The organism is Stackebrandtia albiflava (assembly GCF_007994225.1).
In the GTDB taxonomy this organism is placed as follows: Bacteria; Actinomycetota; Actinomycetes; order Mycobacteriales; family Micromonosporaceae; genus Stackebrandtia; species Stackebrandtia albiflava.
Genome location: NZ_VLLL01000005.1, coordinates 1,105,876 through 1,122,889, shown reverse-complemented (window position 1 = coordinate 1,122,889; position 17,014 = coordinate 1,105,876). Strand labels below are relative to the sequence as shown.

Genomic DNA, 17,014 nt, shown 5'->3' with positions numbered 1-17,014 from the left:
CCGACCAGGCGGTTAACGCGTCCCTCGGACGGACCCGGCCCGGTCGGCGCGTCAGGCGTGGGCGGCCAGCAGCGCGGCCTCCTGTTCGGCGGTGAAACCGTGTGCCAGCGGTGGAAGGCCGCGTTCGCGGTCCCACGCCAGGACGTCGGCCGCCGTCACCGCCAGCGGTGTCGCGGGCATCCCGGCGGCGCGGGCCCTGGCGCTGCTGCGGCGTTGCGTCGACCACATCGACTCCCGGCGCACCAGCGGGAACAGGAACGGCGCCGCCTCGACGGGCACCGGTACGACCTCCACCTCGGTGCCGGCCGCCTCGGCGCAGGTGTGGATCAGGCCACCGAGGGTGGTCGGTTCGGCCGGTCCGCTGGCGTTGAACGCGCCTCCCCGGCCGGTCTCTATCAGCCGCAGCACCAGTTCGGCGACGTCTCGGGAGTCGACTACCTGGACCGGTTGCTCCGGGACACCCGGCAGTGCGACCCGGCCGCCCAGCGAGGCGCGGCGCACCCAGTACGTGAACGCGTCCTGGTTGTCGTGCGGGCCCGCGACCCGGCCGCAACGGACGACGCTCGACCGGTCGCCGTAGGCGGCCCGCAGGTCGGACTCGCACGCGACCTTGAGCGGGCCGTAGGTGTCCTCGGTCAGTTCCTCGGTGTCGCGGCGTTCGGGGCGCAGCGGCGTGGACTCGTCGGACTCACCCTCGACGCCCTCCCGGCGGTAGACGGCGTGGCTGGAGATGAAGACGTGGCGTCCGACCCGGTCGCCCAGTGCCTCGACGGCGCCCGCGACGTGGCGCGGCACGTAGCCGCTCACGTCCACGACAGCGTCCCACTCGCCCTCGCGCAGCGACCGGTAGTCGTCGGTGTCGCGGTCGCCGGTCAGGCGGGTCGCCTCGGGGAACAGGTCGGTTCCGGTGCGGCCCCGGGTGAAGAGGGTGAGGTGGGCGCCGTGGCGGAGGGCGGCCTCACCGATGGCGCGGCCGACGAAGGAGGTGCCGCCGAGGATCAGGATGCGCATGAGGGGTGACTGTACGGCCCGCCACCCGGGCACGTAAAGGGCCTGGGACGAAAGGTCTCGAGCCCTTCCATCCCAGGCCATGTCCCACCGGCCCGCTGTTGGAGGACCGTGCCGGTGAGGGCGGTCCGTCCGGGAGATGCCCGGCTCACGGACGAACCTGGTGATGAAGTCTATGTGTTACGGCTGTCGAGGCGTCGCGGGTGATCGCCTCCGACCGGTTGCGGCTGGTCGTCCCGGGGGAGGTACCGGGTTGTAGTCCACTGTAAGCCTCCGTGGCGGAAGTGAACAGTCGCCGGAAGGGCGAATCGCGCACTCTCTTCGGCCAGCCGGGCGTGGCCCTTGGGTTGACCTACCGACCGAACACGTGAGGCGGAGTGACTGCGGGGGCCGGTGTGATCGCGCCGAACGGGGGAGGGGTCAGCATTCCTCGTCATCGGCGTGGATGCGTCGTACGACCCGCTCGGCCACCGCGCGCAGCGTCGCCGTCTCCTCGGCGTCGAGCAGGTCGACGAAGTACCGGCGGACGGTCTCGACGTGTCCGGGGGCGGCGGCCTCGATGGCGGCCCGCCCGGCGTCGGTCAACTCGACCATGGTGCCGCGCGCGTCGGTCTCGCATTCGGTCCGGCGGAGCAGTCCACGGTTCTCCATCCGGCGGACCTGGTGCGCGAGGCGGCTGCGGTCCCAGCGGACGGCGTTGCGGAGTTCCCTGGCGCGCAGTCGGTGCCCCTCGGTCTCCGACAGCACGACCAGCAGCTCGTAGTCGGCCCCGGAGAGGGCGGAGTCCCGGGTCAGTTGTCGTTCGAGGGCCGCGGCCAGGTCCCGTTGCATGTGTTGATAGGCGCGCCACGCGCACTGCTCCCGGTCGTCGAGCCAGCGGGGTTCGGTCATGTGTCGATCCTACCGGGTTGTTGACACGTCAGCATTATTTGCTATATTTGCTGACGCATCAGCAAGTATCGCGATCCCACGGGAGTGACCTCACATGACCTCGACCATCCTCGACCCCGCTCTGACCGGCGTCTACACGCTCGACCCGTCCCACAGCCGGCTCGGCTTCACCGCCCGCCACGCCATGGTGACCAAGGTCCGCGGTGGATTCACCGAGTTCGAGGGGACCGGCCGCCTCGACTTCGACAACCCCGCCAACTCCACCGCCGAGGTGACGATCCAGGTGGCCAGCGTCGACACGCGCAACGAACAGCGTGACGCGCACCTGCGCAACAACGACTTCTTCGACGCCCCCACCTACCCGACCATCACCTTCAAGTCCACCGGCGTCGAGCAGATCGACGAGACCGACTACAAGATGACGGGTGACCTGACGATCAAGGGCGTCACCAAGCCGATCACCATCGCCTTCGAGTACATCGGTGCCTCCCAGGACCCGTACGGCAACCAGCGCGTCGGCTTCGAGGGCAAGGCGTCCCTCAACCGCAGTGACTTCGGCGTGAACTTCAACGCCGCGCTGGAGACCGGCGGGGTGCTGGTCTCCGAGAAGATCACCCTGGAATTCGACGTCTCCGCGATCAAGAGCGCCTGATCCGGCATCGGTGCGGCGGCCGCCGTGGTGACACGGCGGCCGCGCCCGCATGACGGACGTCATGCCGAACGATGACGTCCTCACGGAAGTGGGGGCTGTGACGGCACTGACGATTCCGGCCGGCCGTCGGCAGAGTGGACTCCATCAGATACCCCCACCCCGTACGACGCGACCCGCGCGTCGGTGTGGGAGCGCAGCGAGGAGTCCACGATGACCGGCACCGAACCCTCCACCACCGAGTCCCACGCCGCCCGGCCGTGGTACCGCGACCTCCGCTTCCTCGGCCACTACCTGGAGATGATCCTGGCCATGGTCGCCGGGATGTTCCTGCTGGGCGCCGCCACCGACGCGCTGGCCGCCCTCGCCGGCGGCAGGCCCGCCTTCCTCGACCTCACCGAGGTGGCCTTCCTCAAAGCGGCCCTCGACATGTCCGTGGGCATGGTCCTGTGGATGCGACTGCGGGGCCACTCGTGGCGCGCCGGCCTGGAGATGTCCGCCGCCATGTTCGCGCCCGCCGTACCGCTGTTCCCGGCGCTGTGGCTCGGTCTCATCTCCGCGGGCACCCTGGACCTGCTCGGCCACCTGGCCATGCTGCCGTTGATGCTCGTCGTCATGCTGCGCGGGCGGCACTAGAGGCCGTCTTCGATCCTGCTGTTCTGCTGCGCTTCGCCCGGTCGGCACCTCGCGGCGTTGTCGGAGTCTCCGCGTACAACACCGGTACGCGGGGACTCCTCCGCCTTGCGAATGCACTCGACAGGAACACCGTTCGCGACGACCGAGGACCGAAGACGGCCTCTGAGGCCGTCTTCGGCATCGGCCGGTGCGACGCGGATATCCTCGTCACGCCGGCCACGGCCACCGACGCAACGAAGGGTCGCCACGTGAAGATCGCCGCAGTGCAGCACGACATCCTCTGGGAGCGACCGGAGGAGAACCGGCGGCGGCTGGAACCCGTGATCGCCGAGGCCGCGGCCTCCGGCGCCCGAGTCGTCGTGCTGGCGGAGATGTACTCCACCGGCTTCGCGATAGCCACCGCCGACCGGATCGCCGAGCCGCCCGGCGGCGACAGCGAACGCTTCCTCGTGGACCTGGCGCGGCGGCTGGACGTGTGGCTGATCGCCTCCGTGCCGCAACGCGCGCCGGGCGCGGCCCTTCCCACCAACACCGGCCTGGTCGTCGCCCCCGACGGCGGCGTCCACCGCTACGAGAAGCTCCACCCGTTCAGTCACGCGGGGGAGGACCGGCACTACTCGCCGGGCGCGGAGACCCTCACCGTCGACGTCGACGGTCTCTCGGTCAGCCTCTTCATCTGCTACGACCTGCGGTTCGCCGACTGGTTCTGGCGGCTGGCCGACCACACCGACTGCTACGTCGTCATCGCCAACTGGCCGAGGGCGCGCCGGAACCACTGGAACACCCTGCTCGCCGCGAGGGCCATCGAGAACCAGGCGTACGTGGTCGGCGTCAACCGGGTCGGCGCCGAACCCTCCGGCCTCGACTACGCCGGCGACAGCCAGATCGTCGACCCGGCGGGCCGAGTCCTCGTCAAGGCCGCCGAGACCGAGACCGTCCTGACGGAGGAGGTGGACCCCGCCACGGTCGCGCGGTACCGGGACGACTTCCCGGCACTGCGCGACCGGCGGGGGTCCTGACCGGCCACCTCACCTGGGGCGTCCCCGTGGCGGTCGGCAGTTCATCAGTACCAGGCAGGAGATCGCGAGTGACACCACCACGATCACCCATGCCACCACTTCCAGAATCGCGATGATCATCATCGGCTCCCCACTCGTGTCGTCTCCCGGCGCCGGGAGGTCAGGCTCGTCGCGGTGACCACGCCCAACACGGCCACGATCACGCCGAGCGAGACGGGCGTCGGGATCTCCGGGACCTGCGGCCAGAAACCGTGCGCCCAGTGCAGCACCAGCTTCACGCCGATGAACGCCAGGATGATCGACAGACCGTGGTTGAGGTGGCGCAGCTTCGCCAGCGTGGTCTCCAGGACGAAGTACAGGGCGCGCAGGCCCAGCAGGGCGAACGCGTTGGTCATCAGGACCAGGTACGGGTCGGCGGTGATGCCGTAGACGGCCGGTACGGAGTCCACCGCGAAGACGATGTCGGCGGCGAACACGGCCACCACCACCACCGCCAGCGGCGTCAACGCCCGCCGCCCGTTCTCCAGGACCGTGAGCCGGGACCCCCGGTAGTCGTCGGTGACCGGGGTCAGGCGGCGCAACATCCGCACCGAACGGAACTGATGCACGTCCTTCTGCTGATCGCCGCCGGTGATCGCGCCGTGCAGCATCTTGGCCGCCGAGACCAGCAGGATCACCCCGAAGAGGAGGAAGGCCCAGGTGCCGGCCTCCAGGACGGCCGCGCCCGCGGCGATGAAGACGCCGCGCAGGGCTATGGCGCCGACGATGCCGAACAGCAGGACCCGCTGACGCAGTTCCAGTGGTACGGCGAACCCGCTGAGCAGCAGCATGAAGACGAACAGGTTGTCGACCGACAGGGACTTCTCGACCACGAAACCGGTCAGGAAGTCGAGGCCCACGCCGCCGCCGTACGCCGTCCACAGCCACAGCGTGAACAACATCGGCAACGCCAGGTAGAAGACGCTCCACCCGATCGCCTCGCGGGTGGACACCCGGTGCGGCTTGTGGGTCACCACGAAGTCGAGAGCGATCAGCGCGAGCAGGGCCGCGATGCTGACGCCCCACAGCAGCGGTGACGCGATGGACGTGGTCTCCGCCGCCTGGGCGGTGGAATAAGACATGAAGACTCCTCGAACTCGGTTCGAGGTCTCCTTCACCCGAGAGATCTCGGGCGGCCTCCCGGGGTCACACATGGGTGCCGTACTGACCGAGTAGGCCCGAGAAAGTACTCCCCTCGCCCGCCAGTGTAGGCGGATGGGCGCCCGATCACAACCGCCGTGGCGGCTGCGGCCCCCGTTCGAGTGGGCGAAACCGCAGGTCGGGAGGGTTTCGAGGAATCTCGGGCCCGCCCCGATGGTTCGTCCAGACTTACCGTTCGTGTAGACTTACCGTTATGGTGACGGCCGACGTGGTACTGGACGCCCTGGGCGACGCGAGCAGGCGTCTCATCCTCGAACACCTCGCGGAGCAGGAGTCGCCGGTCGGGGTGCTCGCCGCCCGGATGCCGATATCGCGCCCCGCGGTGTCCCAGCACCTCCGCGTCCTCAAGGACGCCCGGCTCGTCAGCGAGCACGTCGCCGGGACCCGCCGCATCTACCGCGTCGATCCGGCCGGGCTGCGGGCACTGCGCGACTACCTCGACGGCTTCTGGGGAATCGTGTTGCACCGCTTCGCGGACCTCGCCGAGGAGACCCACGCCGCATCAGCCGGCCGGGACGAACCCGGCCCGCACCCGACAGAAGGGAACCCCTCATGACCGAGACCACCGAGATGACCGTGCGCCGTAGCGTCCGTGTGCCGTGCGAACCGGCGAAGGCCTTCGCGCTCTTCACCGAACGGATGGCGGACTTCTGGCCCCGGGACCACTCGATCGGCGACAGCCCCCAGGCCGCCGTCGTCGTGGAACCCCACGTCGGCGGGCGCTGGTACGAACGCGGCGAGGACGGCGTGGAGTGCCGCTGGGGCCGGGTGGTCGAGTGGGCGCCGCCGCACCGGCTCGTCCTGACCTGGCAGATCACCGCCGAATGGCGGTACGACCCCGACTTCGAGACCCTCGTCGAGTTGCACTTCACCCCCGAACCGGACGGCGGCTGCCTGGTGACACTTGCCCACCGCCACCTCGAACGCTTCGGCGACCGGGCGGACGCCATGTACGAGGTCTTCGACTCCGCCGGCGGCTGGGCCGGCACGATGACGGCCTTCACCCGCGTGGCAGGCTGACCGGACCGTGGCGCCGGCCTCCGGCGCCACCCCGGTCACCGGCGCGGAATCGGGCAGTCGGTTACCGTCACCGGATGCCGCACGTGCTGGGTATCGCCGTCTCCGACGACCTTCTCGCCGCCTGGTCCCGATGGTTCGCGCCCCCGGTGCAGCCGTTCCGGGTCGGTGGTCTGTCGGAGGAACTCGCCTCGGCGTTGCCGCCCGGGCACCGGTCGGTGGCATCGGCGGAGGTGCGCGACACGTTCCATATGTACGGCGGTGAATGGATCTGGCTCGACGAGCCGTCGTACTACCGCGTCGACCCCCGTGCCCGGCGGGTGTTGCTGGACGACCGCGCCTCCTTCGGGCGGCGACGCGACCTGCCCGACGGGATTCCCGCCTCCGGCGCGCGGTTCCCCTGGTGGCCGTCACTGCTGGGCCGGGTGGGGAACGGACCGGTCCGGGCGTACGTGGAGTCCGGGGTCGCGGCTAGCCGCCACCGCGAGGTGCCGCCCGCCGTGTGGGTGCCCGCCGCACCCGTGCTGCCGGAGGCGGCCCGGCTCGCCGGGACCTTCGCGGCCGGATCCGGCCCGAACTGCTTCGGCACCGTGATGGCGGCCGCCGGCGTCCCCGGCGCGGAGTCGGTGTGGATGTTCCAGGACCCGTTCGAGCGGTGGATCGCCGCGCGGACCGTTCCGGTCGCCGGTCCCGGCCGGGACGCCGAGCCCGGGGTGGTGCTGGTGTGGCGAGACGCCACCGGCCTGGCGGCGCACGCGGCCGTGACACTCGGAGGCGGGTTCGCGTTGAACAAGCCGTCGCAGTCCTGGAGCAGCCCGAGACTGGTGTGGACGGTCCGGGAGACGATCACGGCCGGGCGTCATCCCGGATTCCGGCTGAGCCGGCACCTGATCACCGGCGCGCGGACCTCCCGGCCCTGAGCGCGCCGGGGCATGACTTCGGCCTCCCCGCGTCGCCCGGCACGACCGCGCCGACCGGGACGGTATCCCGGTCGGCGCGGTGGAACGGTGGAGCGATGGAACGTCAGCGCAGCGCGTACGCCCGGATGACGGTCTGTTCGGTGCGGTTGCCCGCGTCGTCCCAGACGGCGATCCGCAGCGACACGAATCCGTTCGTGGCGGAGACGTCCGGGTGGGCCACCGTGACGGCGTGCTCGCCGCCCCGGCGGTCGTGCTTCACCTTGTCGGCTCCGACCCAGGTCTCACCGTCGTCATAGGACACCTCGACGGAGACGCCGGCGACGTCGGGGTCACCGGTGAAACCGGCCGCGCGGTCGGTCAGCAGGTCGAACCGGAACCGCTTGTCGGCCCGTGCCGAGTTGTGCGCGTCGAGGTCCATGTCGAAACCGGTGAGGATCACCGGCAGGGCCGCGCAACCCGCCGGGTCTTCGAACACCTCTCCGCAACCGTCGATCGTGCCGGTCCCGGGGGCGCCGGAGACGAAGGTCCAGGAGGTGTCGATCCGCGTCCACAACGGCGCCGCCGGTGAGGTGTAGGGCACCGTCACGGCGTCCACCCGGTACTCGGCGGTTCCCGGGACGGCGAGCGACTCCACTCCGGGCACCTGCACGCCGTCCCGGTGATACGTGACCGAGGTGGGCGCGGATCCGAAGTGGCCGGTGTCGCCGTCGGTAACCGGGACGACGTCGAAGCCGATCGTGTCGTCGGTGCGGCAGAACGCGCACGCCGACGCGGGATCACCGCCCGGCACCAGCGGCCCGTGGAACCAGTCCGACTCGTACTCGTGCCCGGCACGGTATCCGCGTGGCACGTCGTAGAGGCTCGGCCCCGCCGAGAGCGTCGTCCCGAGGTACTGCTGGTAGGTCATCCCGGCGGCGTAGAGGTGTTCGGAGCGTTCCGAGGGGGCGTACCCGAAGGTCGTCACCTGGTACGAGTCGGTCTGTCCGTCCCGCCAGGTGTGCAGGGCCTCGACGGTGACCTGCGAGTCGCCGGACGCGCGGACGTCGTTCTCCAGTTCGGCGAAGTCCCGCCTGTCCACCTCCACGGTCAGGTCCGAGGGGACGGCACCGGAGACGTCCAACGGGACGAGGTAGCCGACCGACTCGTCGAGGTGGCCCTCCACGGTGACACCGAAGGGTCTCCCCGTGGCGGCGGCCTCACGCAGCGCGGCCGAGGTGCCGTAGGGGGCGCCCAGCACCGGGATCTTCGCCGCGCCCAGGTACAGCAGGTCCAGGGGCGCCGCGTCGTCGTCACGGGCGAACATCACCGCCGACGCGCCGTTGGCCGCCGCCCGGTCCACCTTGGCCATGTCGAAACCGGCCGTGATCACCACCAGGGCACCCGTCACGTCCGTGCCCTCGTAGTCGGCGTCCTCACCGGCGCCCACCGGCATCGCGATGTACTGCCGCTTCCCGTCGAACCGGTCCATCAGTTGGTCGGTGACCAGCGGGAGGGTGCTGCGTTCCCGGCCCACCCGTAGTTCCCCGGTGTAGGTGGGGGTGGCCAGGCCGATGTCGGCGCTGAACGAGAAGGTGCCGTGCACCGCCGTCGTCCGGGACGGGATGGCGCCGTACACCGCGTCGCTGCCGGCGGTGGAGGCGATGTGCCCGAAGGTCACGCCGACGCCGTCCTCGCGTTCACGGTGCCCGAGCACCACGATGCTCTCGCCCTGGAGTCGCCGGCGTTCACCCTCGACACGCGCCGAGATGTCGACCGCCTCGCGGGCGTCCGCGGTGAGGGTGAGGTCCCCGGTGACGGGCACCTCCGGTTCGAAGTAGTAGTCGGTGTCCTGGCCGAACCCGAAGATCTGGTCCTTCTGGACGATCCTCACGGCGACCGCGTAGTCGCCCGCCGGTACCTGGAACGTGTGCGCCGAGCCGTCGAACAGCTGCGCCTGCGCGGCCACCCGGGCCTTGCCGGTCAGTTCGAACAGGATGATCTCGGCCTCCGTGGGGGCCTCACCCCGCCGGTTGAGGACCTCGACCGTGACGGCCTGACGCGGCACCTCCTTCACGTAGTGGATCGCCGTGGAGATCACCGAGTCGCCACCGGTCGCGACGAGGTTGCCGCCGTAGACGCCGTACTCGTCCAACGTGGCGTCGAGACCGACGACCACCTCGGCGGTGCCACCGGCGGGGACCGTGACGGACTCCGCCGACACCGAGACGGCGCCCGGCAGCACTTCGAGGTCCCGGCCCATGTCGAGCGACAGGTCGAGCGTCACGTCCGTGTCACCGGAGTTGGTGTAGGTGACGGTCTCCTCCCGCGTGCCGTCGTCGACGGTGACGGTGCCGAACTCGGCGACACCGGTGGCGTGGACCTGTGCGGTCACCGCCGCCGCGACGTCCAGCCGGCCCGATCCGACGTCGTGGAGGCTCTGGTCCCACAGGGTGCGGGACGTGGACACCAGGGCGTCCTTGAGTTCCCCGGCACGCCACTCGGGGTGCTGCTGCGCCAGGATCGCCGCCGCGCCCGCCACGTGCGGCGTGGCCATCGACGTACCGTTCGCGCTGGTGTAGTACTCGTCCACCGGGGTGCCCATGGCCGTTCCGGCGGCGCGCGGCGCGACGATTCCGACGCCCGGTGCGGAGATCTCCGGTTTGAGGACGCCGTCGGCGCGTGGGCCGCGGCTGGAGAAGTCCGCCACGACGTCGTGGTCGTCGGTGGCTCCGACGGTGAGCGCGCGGGAGGCGACGCCCGGACTGCCGAGGATGTTCTGGCCCTCGTTGCCGGCCGCGATGACGAACAGCACGCCGGTCTCCTCGGAGAGGGCGTCCACGGCCTCGCTGATCGGGTCGGACGCGTGCGCCGTCTTGGCGCCCAGGCTCATGCTGATGACGTCGGCACCCTGGGCGATCGCCCACTCGGCACCGACGACGGCACCGGAGAGCAGGCCGCTGCCGGTGTCGTCGAGGACCTTCCCGATGAGCAGGTCCGCCCCGGGGGCGACGCCGGTGTGGGTTCCGTCCGAGGCGGCGCCGGATCCGGCGACCGTCCCGGCGACGTGGGTGCCGTGGCCGTTGCCGTCCTGAACGGTCTCACCCTCGATGAAGCTCTTCGCTCCCACGACGGCGTCGGCGAGGTCGGGATGGTTCACGTCGTAACCGGTGTCCAGGACGGCGACGGTGACGCCGGTGCCGTCCAGGCCGCTCTCCCAGGCGACGGGCGCCCCGATCAGCGGCACGCTGTCGTCGAGTCGAATCCGGATCTTCCGGTCCAGCCAGACCCGTTCGACGCGGGAGTCGTCGGTCAGCGTCTCGTAGAAGTCGGCGGCGTCGTCCTTCTCCACCCGGGTCGCCGACGCGCCGAGGCTCGTCAGCGGTGCCGCCGGTTCGGTACCCGGCAGTTCGGCGGTGCGGGCCGTCAGCGTCTTCACGGACGGTTCACCCCGGTAGTCCACGATGACCGGCACCGAGTCGGTCCCGGCGTCGTCGTATCCGTCCCGGACCAGCCCGGTCACGTTGAACAGTTCGGGGTCGAGCAGGCCGTCGGCGACGTGGCGGCCGACGTCGGCGGGGTAGACGTAGAGTTCGCCGTCCGGGTCGGTCCTGGTGTGGAAGACACCGGAGCCGTTCACGGGGGTGACGGTGACGGCGGTGCGGCCGTCGGCGTTGGTGCGGACCTCGACCCGGTCTCCGGTCACCAGGGTGACGTCGGCGGTGTCGGGCAGGCTCGCCGGCCAGGCGACGTCGCCCGGGTCGGTGGCGGACGGGTCTGGCCCGGGATCGGCGGTGGCGGGCACGGGCAGCACCGCCACGGTGATCACGGCGGCGACGGCGCACAGGCCGAACCTCCGCCGTAGTCGGACAGGGGACATCATGACTCCTAGAGGGGTGGTTGCCGCTCGATCGTTCAGGAGACGTGAAGGATCTTCAATACATTCGACTGGCAACTCGTTGCCAGTGGCATGAAGATGTCACCACGGTGAACGCCGGCGGTGCCGCCGCGATCACGGCGCGGTGATCCACCCCAGGCGGGCCGCCTGGAAGCCCAACTGCATGCGGGTCTCGGCTCCCGCCCGCGCCATGAGCTGCTTCACCCGGCGCGCCACCGTGCGCTTGGCGACGCCGAGCTGCCGGCAGATCGCCTCGTCGGTGAAACCGGTCAACAGCAGGACGAGTAGGCGGTTGTCCTCCGCCGAAAGGATGTGATCCGATCCGGTCTCCGCCATGGGAAGCGCCGACATCCACAACACGTCGAACAGTGCCAGCAGCGAGTCCAGCAGCGGCGAACGATGAACCAGCACGCTGCCGCACTCACTGAGCACGATGTGCCGTTGCTGCGGCAGCATCGCCCAACGGCGGTCGACGATCATCATCTTGGCGGGCGTGTGGTCCATGACCCTCGCCTGCTCCCCGGCGTCGACGAACCTCGCGATGCGTTCCAGCCCGCCCGTCGCCGCCAACGCCAACCGGTCGTAGATCGTCCGGTACGTCACCCCGGCCCGCATCTGGACGATCTGGACCGGGTTCGAGTCGTCCACCGTCAGATACGGCGGGGCGTCCACGATCAGGACCTCCTGCTCCGCCTGACTCTGGATCTCCGACAGCCGACGACTCACCTCCAGCCCCGGAAGCACCTCCACCAGCGGATCGGCGTAGTTCGGCGCGTCCCGGTACCGCGCCGCCAACTCGGTCAACGCGACCCGGGCGCGATGCAGTTCCCGGCTCCGTTCCAACAGCAGGGTCACACCGGTCAGGTCCGGTGGGGACGCGATCAACAGACCCGGCCGCGACGGGTCGGTGTGCAGCAGTCCGATCGCCACCAGCCCGTCGACCGCCGCGGTGAACCGGGACTCCGGCAGACCGGTCGTCGCCAGTGCCTCCGCCGCCGCCATCGCCCGGCGCTCCACCACGACCCGGTACACGGCGGTCTGCGCCGTGTCCAGTCCCAGAGCCTCCAGCGCCATCGCGCCAGTATGGCGTCACACGGGTCGCCGCCCGCCCGTCGCCGGACCGATCGTGACCGGGCACATTGCAACCCGAGGCGGCGGTGACGCCCACGTCGCCGCTGGTCACGACGGCCGCGCCGTATTGTCCACAGGACACCCGGACGTCCGTACCCGCGCCGTCACGGTCACCGGCCCTCCCCGCACGAACCGGTCAGGAATCGAGAAGCCCCCGCCCCGTCCCCGTCAATACGGTGGGGGGCATGGAGATGAAGATCCACCACTCGTTCCTTCCACACGACGACGGAGAGGCCGCCCTGGCGTTCTACCGTGACGTCCTCGGCTTCGAGGTGCGCAACGACGTCGCCTTCGGCGACATGAGGTGGTTGACCGTCGGGCCGCCCGGCCAGCCGGAGACCTCCGTCGTCCTCTATCCGCCGCAGGCCGACCCGGGCGTCACCGAGGCCGAACGCGGCGTCATCCGGGAGATGATGGCCAAGGGGACCTTCGCGACCCTCGTGCTGTCGGCTCAGGACCTCGACTCCGTCTTCGAACGGGTCGCGGCGGCGGGCGCCGAGGTGGTGCAGGAACCCACCGACCAGCCTTACGGGGTGCGCGACTGCGCCTTCCGCGACCCGGCCGGCAACCAGATCCGCATCAACCGTCCCTGAACCCCGGCCCGGGGCCGCACGGGGGGCACCGCCCACCGTGCGGCCCCGGGCGGTGCCCGTCCCGTGAACGAGGAGCCCGATGTTCCGACGTCTCGTCCCCGCCGCATACCGTCCCGTACTGCGGAACCGGGTGTTCCGGCGGCTGCTGACCGGCTTCGGCGTCTCCTACCTCGGCGACGGGATCAGCTTCGTCGCCGTCGCATGGCTCGCGATCTCCCTCGCGCCCGAGGACACGGCCGGGCTCTGGGTAGGCGGCGCGGTCGCCGCCTACACCCTTCCCGGCGTGGTGGGTGCCCTGGTGTTCGGTAGGCGACTGCGACGGCTGCCCGCCCGGCGGCTGCTGTTGGCCGACAACGTCCTGCGCGGCGTGGTTCTCGGCCTCGTCCCGATCGCCTGGCTGACCGGCCTGCTCAGCCTGCCGTTGTACGTGGCGTTGTTGGCGGTCTCGTCGCTGCTGCACGCCTGGGGCAGCGCCGGAAAGTACACCCTCCTGGCCGAGCTGCTTCCGGAGCAGGACCGGTTGGCCGCCAACACACTCGTCACCACCCTGAACTTCGCTGCGACGATCGCCGGTCCCGCCCTCGCCGGGGTGCTCGTGACCTGGATCGACCCGGCGCTGGTGTTGGGCCTGGACGCCCTGACCTACGTCTTCCTGGCCGTGGTCGTGGTCCGGCTGCGTCTGCCGGAGGCGCCGAGCGCCGCCGCGCCCGTCGACGGATCCGGCGCCCGCGGTGGCTTCGCGTTGCTGCGGTCGCATCCCGAACTGCTCGGCCTGTTGGCGCTCACGTGGTTCTTCAACCTGTTGTACGGGCCGGTCGAGGTCGCGTTGCCGCTGCACGTGACCGAGGACCTCCACGCGCCCGGGACCCTGCTGGGCGCGTACTGGATGCTGTTCGGGATCGGCGCGGTACTGGGCGGCCTGGCCGTCGGCGCGTTGCGGAGGCTGCCGTTGTGGCCGGTGACGGTCGCCATCGTCATCCTCTGGGGCCTGGCACTGTGGCCGTTCGGGCTCGGCGCGTCCACGCTCGTCACCGTCGCCGCGTTCACGCTGGGCGGTCTCGTGTACGGGCCGTTCATCGCGTTGTCGGTGACCCTCATGCAGGAGAAGTCGCCGCCGCGACACCTGGCGGCGATGCTGGCCGCCCGCAGCGCCGCCCTGCTCACCGCCTCGCCCATCGGTACCGCGCTCGGTGGACCGCTGACGGCGGCGTGGGGTCCCCGGGCGACGCTCGGGGCCTCCGGGCTGGCGACGGTGGCACTCGGTGTGATCGCGTGCCTGCTCCTGTTGTGGCGCAGGACGACGCGCGCGGAACCGGGGAGGTTGCCCGCGCCGTTGCGCGAGCACGGCTGAGCGCTCCGTCGTCTATGGACGGAGGATGCGGTGTGCCGGAGGGCGGCGCCGGCGGTCAGCCGACCACGAACGGCAGCCGGCCGGCGAGGTCGCCGAGCGCGGCCCGTTCCGCACCGGTCGGTACGCGCCGGCCGGTACCCACCGTCAACACGTCCGAGTCGGACAACGACGCCGGGAAGGTCACGCCCGTGGCTGACTCCAGCAACCGTCGGGAATGGGCGAGCGCGTCGGCGGCCGGGGGCTGCGAGTCCGGCAGGTGCGAGATCAGGTCCAGGTGATGGAGTGTCCACTCCAGAACGTAGGCCGACAGGTAGTCGCCCGCGGTGAGCACCATGTCCTGGGTGGCGACGCGGAGCCCCGGGTCGGCGAGCTCCGCCGCCCGCCCGGCGGCGGAACCGACGTCGTCGAGGTGGAACCTCAGCAGCGCCGGGTCCCGGTACGCGGCGGCGAGCCGGACGGTCAGTGCGTCGAGTGGATCGTCGCCGGTGGGCGGCGTCCCGGTGATCTTCCAGTACCCCGCCGCGTCGTGGGTCGTCGCCGCCTGGCTGGGGGTCACCAGGGTTATCAGGACGTCCTGCGCGTCGATCACCAGGTGGCACACCAGGTCACGCACCAGCCAGCCGGTGCAGCCGGACGGCCGGGCGAAGTCCTCGTCGTCCAGTTCGGCGACGGCCGCCCGCAACGCCGCCCAGGAGCGCGTGAAGAGTTCCACCGCCGCACGCTAACAGCCCACCGCCTTCCCCCTCCCCGCGCACCGCTGCGCTCCCGCACCCTCCCACCCGCTCCCGAACCGCTCGGTCCCCGCCGGTGTGCGCTCGGTCCCCGGCGGCTCTAATGTGTTGCCGTGACCGACTACCCGAACACGACGACCGATGTCACGGCCGCCTTCCCCGCGGCACTGCGTGATGATGCCGCGTCGGTGGCGGCCGTGCTGCCGGCGTGGCACCCGTACCGGATGTCGGCCGGAGTGGTCACCTTCCGGATGGTGGGCGAGGAGCTGCGTTTCCCCTACCGTTGGTATCCCGACGAAGTGGACCGAGCCGCGTATCGGTCGCTCTCATCCGTCCAACGCGCGATATTGGACTGCTGGTACACCCGGCATCACGACGGTCGAGTACGGCAGCGCAGTCTCGCGCGGATCCTCGACTGCGAACATCCCTGGGCGGCGCCGTTCGTGATCCGTCCGGTGGGGGAGTACGTCATCGAGATCGTCCGGATGATCGCGACGGTGGTGTCCACAACAGAATGGTGGCGCGACCGATCCGAGACGTACGGCCGGTTCCTCGCCGAAGACCGGGAGTTCTTCGCGTCCGTGGCGGCGCGGGCCGTCAGTTACTGGGATTGTTACCACCGTGGCGATCACGCACTCTTCAGTCGCTACCCCGGCGGTGTCGTCGTGGAGCGACTGCGTGAGGCCGCGAACCGGTTCACGGACACGCCGCTGCCACACAACGTGCCACGGGAACGCCGTTCGCCGTCCGGCCGGGCCTGAACCGAGGTCTTCGGCCTTCGCTCTCTCTTCTCTCGACGATCTTCCCCCGGAACCGCTCGGTCCCCGCCGGTGTGCGCTCGGTCCCCGCCCCGTGGCGCTTGGTCCCCGGCATTGCCAGACATATAGGTATCTAACACGCATTTCGCGCGTGTGTGTCTCTCGCAGCGGGGACCAAGCAGGACCTGGCGGGGACCAAGCGGAATAAGAGGGGAGGGCGGGTAGGGGTGGTGGTCGGTTTCGGGAGATGGGCCGGGTGCCGATTCCGGCGCCAGTCTGGGTTCCGGTGCCGGTTCCGTCACAGGCTCAGCCGGGCGAGCCTTTCCGGGTCGGAGAGGATGTCGATGGCGGCGATTCTCCCGTCCGCGACGGTGAAACTCATGACCGAGAAGACCGCGCCGTCGACCCGGTTCACCAGGCCCGCGACCCCGTTGACCAGCACCGGACGGGTGTCGGCCGCCGTCGCCATCCGGTGGAAGGTGTCCAGCCGCCCGGCGACCGCCGCCGCGCCCTGAACCACCCGGACACCGCCGGTGAGCACACCGCCGTCGGCCCGCAACACCACCTCGGGGTCGAGCACCGCCAGCAACGCGTCGAAGTCGCCGCCGCGTGCCGCCGCGAGGAACGCGTCCACCACCCGGCGTTGACCGGCCGGGTCCGGATCCGGGGTCGGCGCCTCGCCGCGCACCCGGATGCGCGCCCGGCTGGCGAGCTTCTTCGCGGTCGCGGGTGACCTGTCGACGATCGGGGCGATCTGCTCGAACGGCAGACCGAACATGTCGTGCAGCACGAACGCGAGCCGTTCGGCGGGACTCAACGACTCCAGCACCACGAGCAGCGCCATCCCCACCGAGTCGGCGAGCAGCGCCTGCTGCTCCGGGTCGCCGCCGTCCTCCCGGGCGACGACCGGGTCGGGCAGGCGGTCGTCCCACGGTTCCTCACCTCGTCGCCGCCGGCTGCGGAGCATGTCCAGGCACACCCGGCCGACGACGGTGGTCAGCCAGCCCCCGAGGTTGTCGATCCCGTCGGCACCGCTGCGCGCGAGCCGCAGCCACGCCTCCTGGACGGCGTCGTCGGCCTCGGTCAGCGAGCCCAGCATCCGGTACGCGACGGCCCTCAAGTGGCCACGGTGGTCCTCGAACCGTGCGGCCAGGAAGTCCTGCGGTGTCATCTGCACGTCCCCTTCATCTCGACTGTTCCGCAGCACTGACGAACCGGGTCCCCGGAAGGTGACCG

Annotated in this window: 16 protein-coding genes; 9 read left to right on the top strand and 7 right to left on the bottom strand. The window is 70.7% G+C overall.

The annotated features are described in order from the left end of the window. Positions 1-51: 51 nt before the first annotated feature. Complete coding sequence (locus LX16_RS05955; RefSeq protein WP_147134278.1) at positions 52-1,011, bottom strand: NAD-dependent epimerase/dehydratase family protein; 960 nt, start codon at positions 1,009-1,011, stop codon at positions 52-54. A 417-nt stretch (positions 1,012-1,428) separates the two neighbouring features. After that, positions 1,429-1,899 carry a MarR family winged helix-turn-helix transcriptional regulator gene (locus LX16_RS05950; protein WP_147134275.1) on the bottom strand — a complete coding sequence of 157 codons (471 nt, stop codon included), beginning with the start codon at positions 1,897-1,899 and terminating at the stop codon, positions 1,429-1,431. 94 nt (positions 1,900-1,993) lie between these two features. Here LX16_RS05950 and LX16_RS05945 point away from each other — a divergent pair, with 94 nt between their 5' ends. The 3 genes from LX16_RS05945 to LX16_RS05935 all read left to right on the top strand — a co-directional run bounded on the left by LX16_RS05945 (position 1,994) and on the right by LX16_RS05935 (position 4,203). Further along, entirely contained in the window at positions 1,994-2,551 is a 558-nt protein-coding gene (locus tag LX16_RS05945; RefSeq protein WP_147134272.1) for a YceI family protein, read from the top strand. 210 nt (positions 2,552-2,761) lie between these two features. Continuing rightward, on the top strand, positions 2,762-3,184 hold the full coding sequence (locus tag LX16_RS05940) for a hypothetical protein (RefSeq protein WP_211354304.1): 423 nt from the start codon (positions 2,762-2,764) through the stop codon (positions 3,182-3,184). A gap of 248 nt (positions 3,185-3,432) precedes the next feature. After that, entirely contained in the window at positions 3,433-4,203 is a 771-nt protein-coding gene (locus tag LX16_RS05935) for a carbon-nitrogen family hydrolase (protein WP_147134269.1), read from the top strand. 119 nt (positions 4,204-4,322) lie between these two features. Here the strand turns inward: LX16_RS05935 and LX16_RS05930 are convergent, their stop codons facing one another. Continuing rightward, positions 4,323-5,324, bottom strand: coding sequence for a TerC/Alx family metal homeostasis membrane protein (locus LX16_RS05930; RefSeq protein WP_147134266.1), 1,002 nt, complete (start codon positions 5,322-5,324; stop codon positions 4,323-4,325). A gap of 272 nt (positions 5,325-5,596) precedes the next feature. Here LX16_RS05930 and LX16_RS05925 point away from each other — a divergent pair, with 272 nt between their 5' ends. The 3 genes from LX16_RS05925 (at position 5,597) to LX16_RS05915 (ending at position 7,340) form a co-directional block, all read left to right on the top strand. Beyond that, complete coding sequence (locus LX16_RS05925) at positions 5,597-5,959, top strand: ArsR/SmtB family transcription factor (RefSeq protein WP_170283846.1); 363 nt, start codon at positions 5,597-5,599, stop codon at positions 5,957-5,959. Beyond that, positions 5,956-6,423 carry an SRPBCC family protein gene (locus LX16_RS05920; RefSeq protein WP_147134263.1) on the top strand — a complete coding sequence of 156 codons (468 nt, stop codon included), beginning with the start codon at positions 5,956-5,958 and terminating at the stop codon, positions 6,421-6,423. The genes LX16_RS05925 and LX16_RS05920 overlap by 4 nt, the downstream gene beginning before the upstream one ends. 74 nt (positions 6,424-6,497) lie before the next feature. Beyond that, a complete protein-coding gene (locus LX16_RS05915; protein ID WP_147134261.1) occupies positions 6,498-7,340 on the top strand; it encodes a hypothetical protein in 843 nt (280 codons plus the stop codon). Positions 7,341-7,443: 103 nt separating this feature from the next. Here the strand turns inward: LX16_RS05915 and LX16_RS05910 are convergent, their stop codons facing one another. After that, positions 7,444-11,196, bottom strand: a complete 3,753-nt coding sequence (locus LX16_RS05910) for a S8 family serine peptidase (RefSeq protein WP_147134258.1) — start codon at positions 11,194-11,196, stop codon at positions 7,444-7,446. 132 nt (positions 11,197-11,328) lie between these two features. After that, positions 11,329-12,288, bottom strand: coding sequence for a helix-turn-helix domain-containing protein (locus LX16_RS27875; RefSeq protein WP_147134255.1), 960 nt, complete (start codon positions 12,286-12,288; stop codon positions 11,329-11,331). 242 nt (positions 12,289-12,530) lie between these two features. On the opposite strand from LX16_RS27875, the gene LX16_RS05900 reads away from it, so the two are divergent. Both LX16_RS05900 and LX16_RS05895 read left to right on the top strand, forming a co-directional pair. After that, the gene (locus tag LX16_RS05900) at positions 12,531-12,938 is read left to right on the top strand and encodes a VOC family protein (RefSeq protein ID WP_147134252.1); all 408 of its coding nucleotides are present in this window, start codon (positions 12,531-12,533) and stop codon (positions 12,936-12,938) included. Positions 12,939-13,017: 79 nt separating this feature from the next. Further along, positions 13,018-14,289, top strand: coding sequence for an MFS transporter (locus tag LX16_RS05895; protein WP_147134249.1), 1,272 nt, complete (start codon positions 13,018-13,020; stop codon positions 14,287-14,289). A gap of 55 nt (positions 14,290-14,344) precedes the next feature. On the opposite strand, the gene LX16_RS05890 is transcribed toward LX16_RS05895, so the two are convergent. Next, positions 14,345-15,001 (bottom strand): maleylpyruvate isomerase N-terminal domain-containing protein, encoded by a 657-nt coding sequence (locus LX16_RS05890; protein ID WP_147134246.1) that lies wholly within the window; start codon positions 14,999-15,001, stop codon positions 14,345-14,347. Positions 15,002-15,133: 132 nt separating this feature from the next. Here LX16_RS05890 and LX16_RS05885 point away from each other — a divergent pair, with 132 nt between their 5' ends. After that, a complete protein-coding gene (locus LX16_RS05885; RefSeq protein ID WP_147134243.1) occupies positions 15,134-15,781 on the top strand; it encodes a hypothetical protein in 648 nt (215 codons plus the stop codon). Between the two features lie 295 nt (positions 15,782-16,076). On the opposite strand, the gene LX16_RS05880 is transcribed toward LX16_RS05885, so the two are convergent. Further along, positions 16,077-16,949: a sigma-70 family RNA polymerase sigma factor gene (locus LX16_RS05880; RefSeq protein ID WP_147137094.1), complete on the bottom strand. Its 873-nt coding sequence runs from the start codon at positions 16,947-16,949 to the stop codon at positions 16,077-16,079. Positions 16,950-17,014: the final 65 nt, after the last annotated feature.

Bases quoted from the DNA above. Each gene is read 5' to 3' on its own strand.
- LX16_RS05955 (WP_147134278.1), bottom strand. From the start codon at position 1,011: ATGCGCATCCTGATCCTCGGCGGCACCTCCTTCGTCGGCCGCGCCATC.
- LX16_RS05950 (WP_147134275.1), bottom strand. From the start codon at position 1,899: ATGACCGAACCCCGCTGGCTCGACGACCGGGAGCAGTGCGCGTGGCGC.
- LX16_RS05945 (WP_147134272.1), top strand. From the start codon at position 1,994: ATGACCTCGACCATCCTCGACCCCGCTCTGACCGGCGTCTACACGCTC.
- LX16_RS05940 (WP_211354304.1), top strand. From the start codon at position 2,762: ATGACCGGCACCGAACCCTCCACCACCGAGTCCCACGCCGCCCGGCCG.
- LX16_RS05930 (WP_147134266.1), bottom strand. From the start codon at position 5,324: ATGTCTTATTCCACCGCCCAGGCGGCGGAGACCACGTCCATCGCGTCA.
- LX16_RS05925 (WP_170283846.1), top strand. From the start codon at position 5,597: ATGGTGACGGCCGACGTGGTACTGGACGCCCTGGGCGACGCGAGCAGG.
- LX16_RS05920 (WP_147134263.1), top strand. From the start codon at position 5,956: ATGACCGAGACCACCGAGATGACCGTGCGCCGTAGCGTCCGTGTGCCG.
- LX16_RS05915 (WP_147134261.1), top strand. From the start codon at position 6,498: ATGCCGCACGTGCTGGGTATCGCCGTCTCCGACGACCTTCTCGCCGCC.
- LX16_RS05910 (WP_147134258.1), bottom strand. From the start codon at position 11,196: ATGTCCCCTGTCCGACTACGGCGGAGGTTCGGCCTGTGCGCCGTCGCC.
- LX16_RS27875 (WP_147134255.1), bottom strand. From the start codon at position 12,288: ATGGCGCTGGAGGCTCTGGGACTGGACACGGCGCAGACCGCCGTGTAC.
- LX16_RS05900 (WP_147134252.1), top strand. From the start codon at position 12,531: ATGGAGATGAAGATCCACCACTCGTTCCTTCCACACGACGACGGAGAG.
- LX16_RS05895 (WP_147134249.1), top strand. From the start codon at position 13,018: ATGTTCCGACGTCTCGTCCCCGCCGCATACCGTCCCGTACTGCGGAAC.
- LX16_RS05880 (WP_147137094.1), bottom strand. From the start codon at position 16,949: ATGACACCGCAGGACTTCCTGGCCGCACGGTTCGAGGACCACCGTGGC.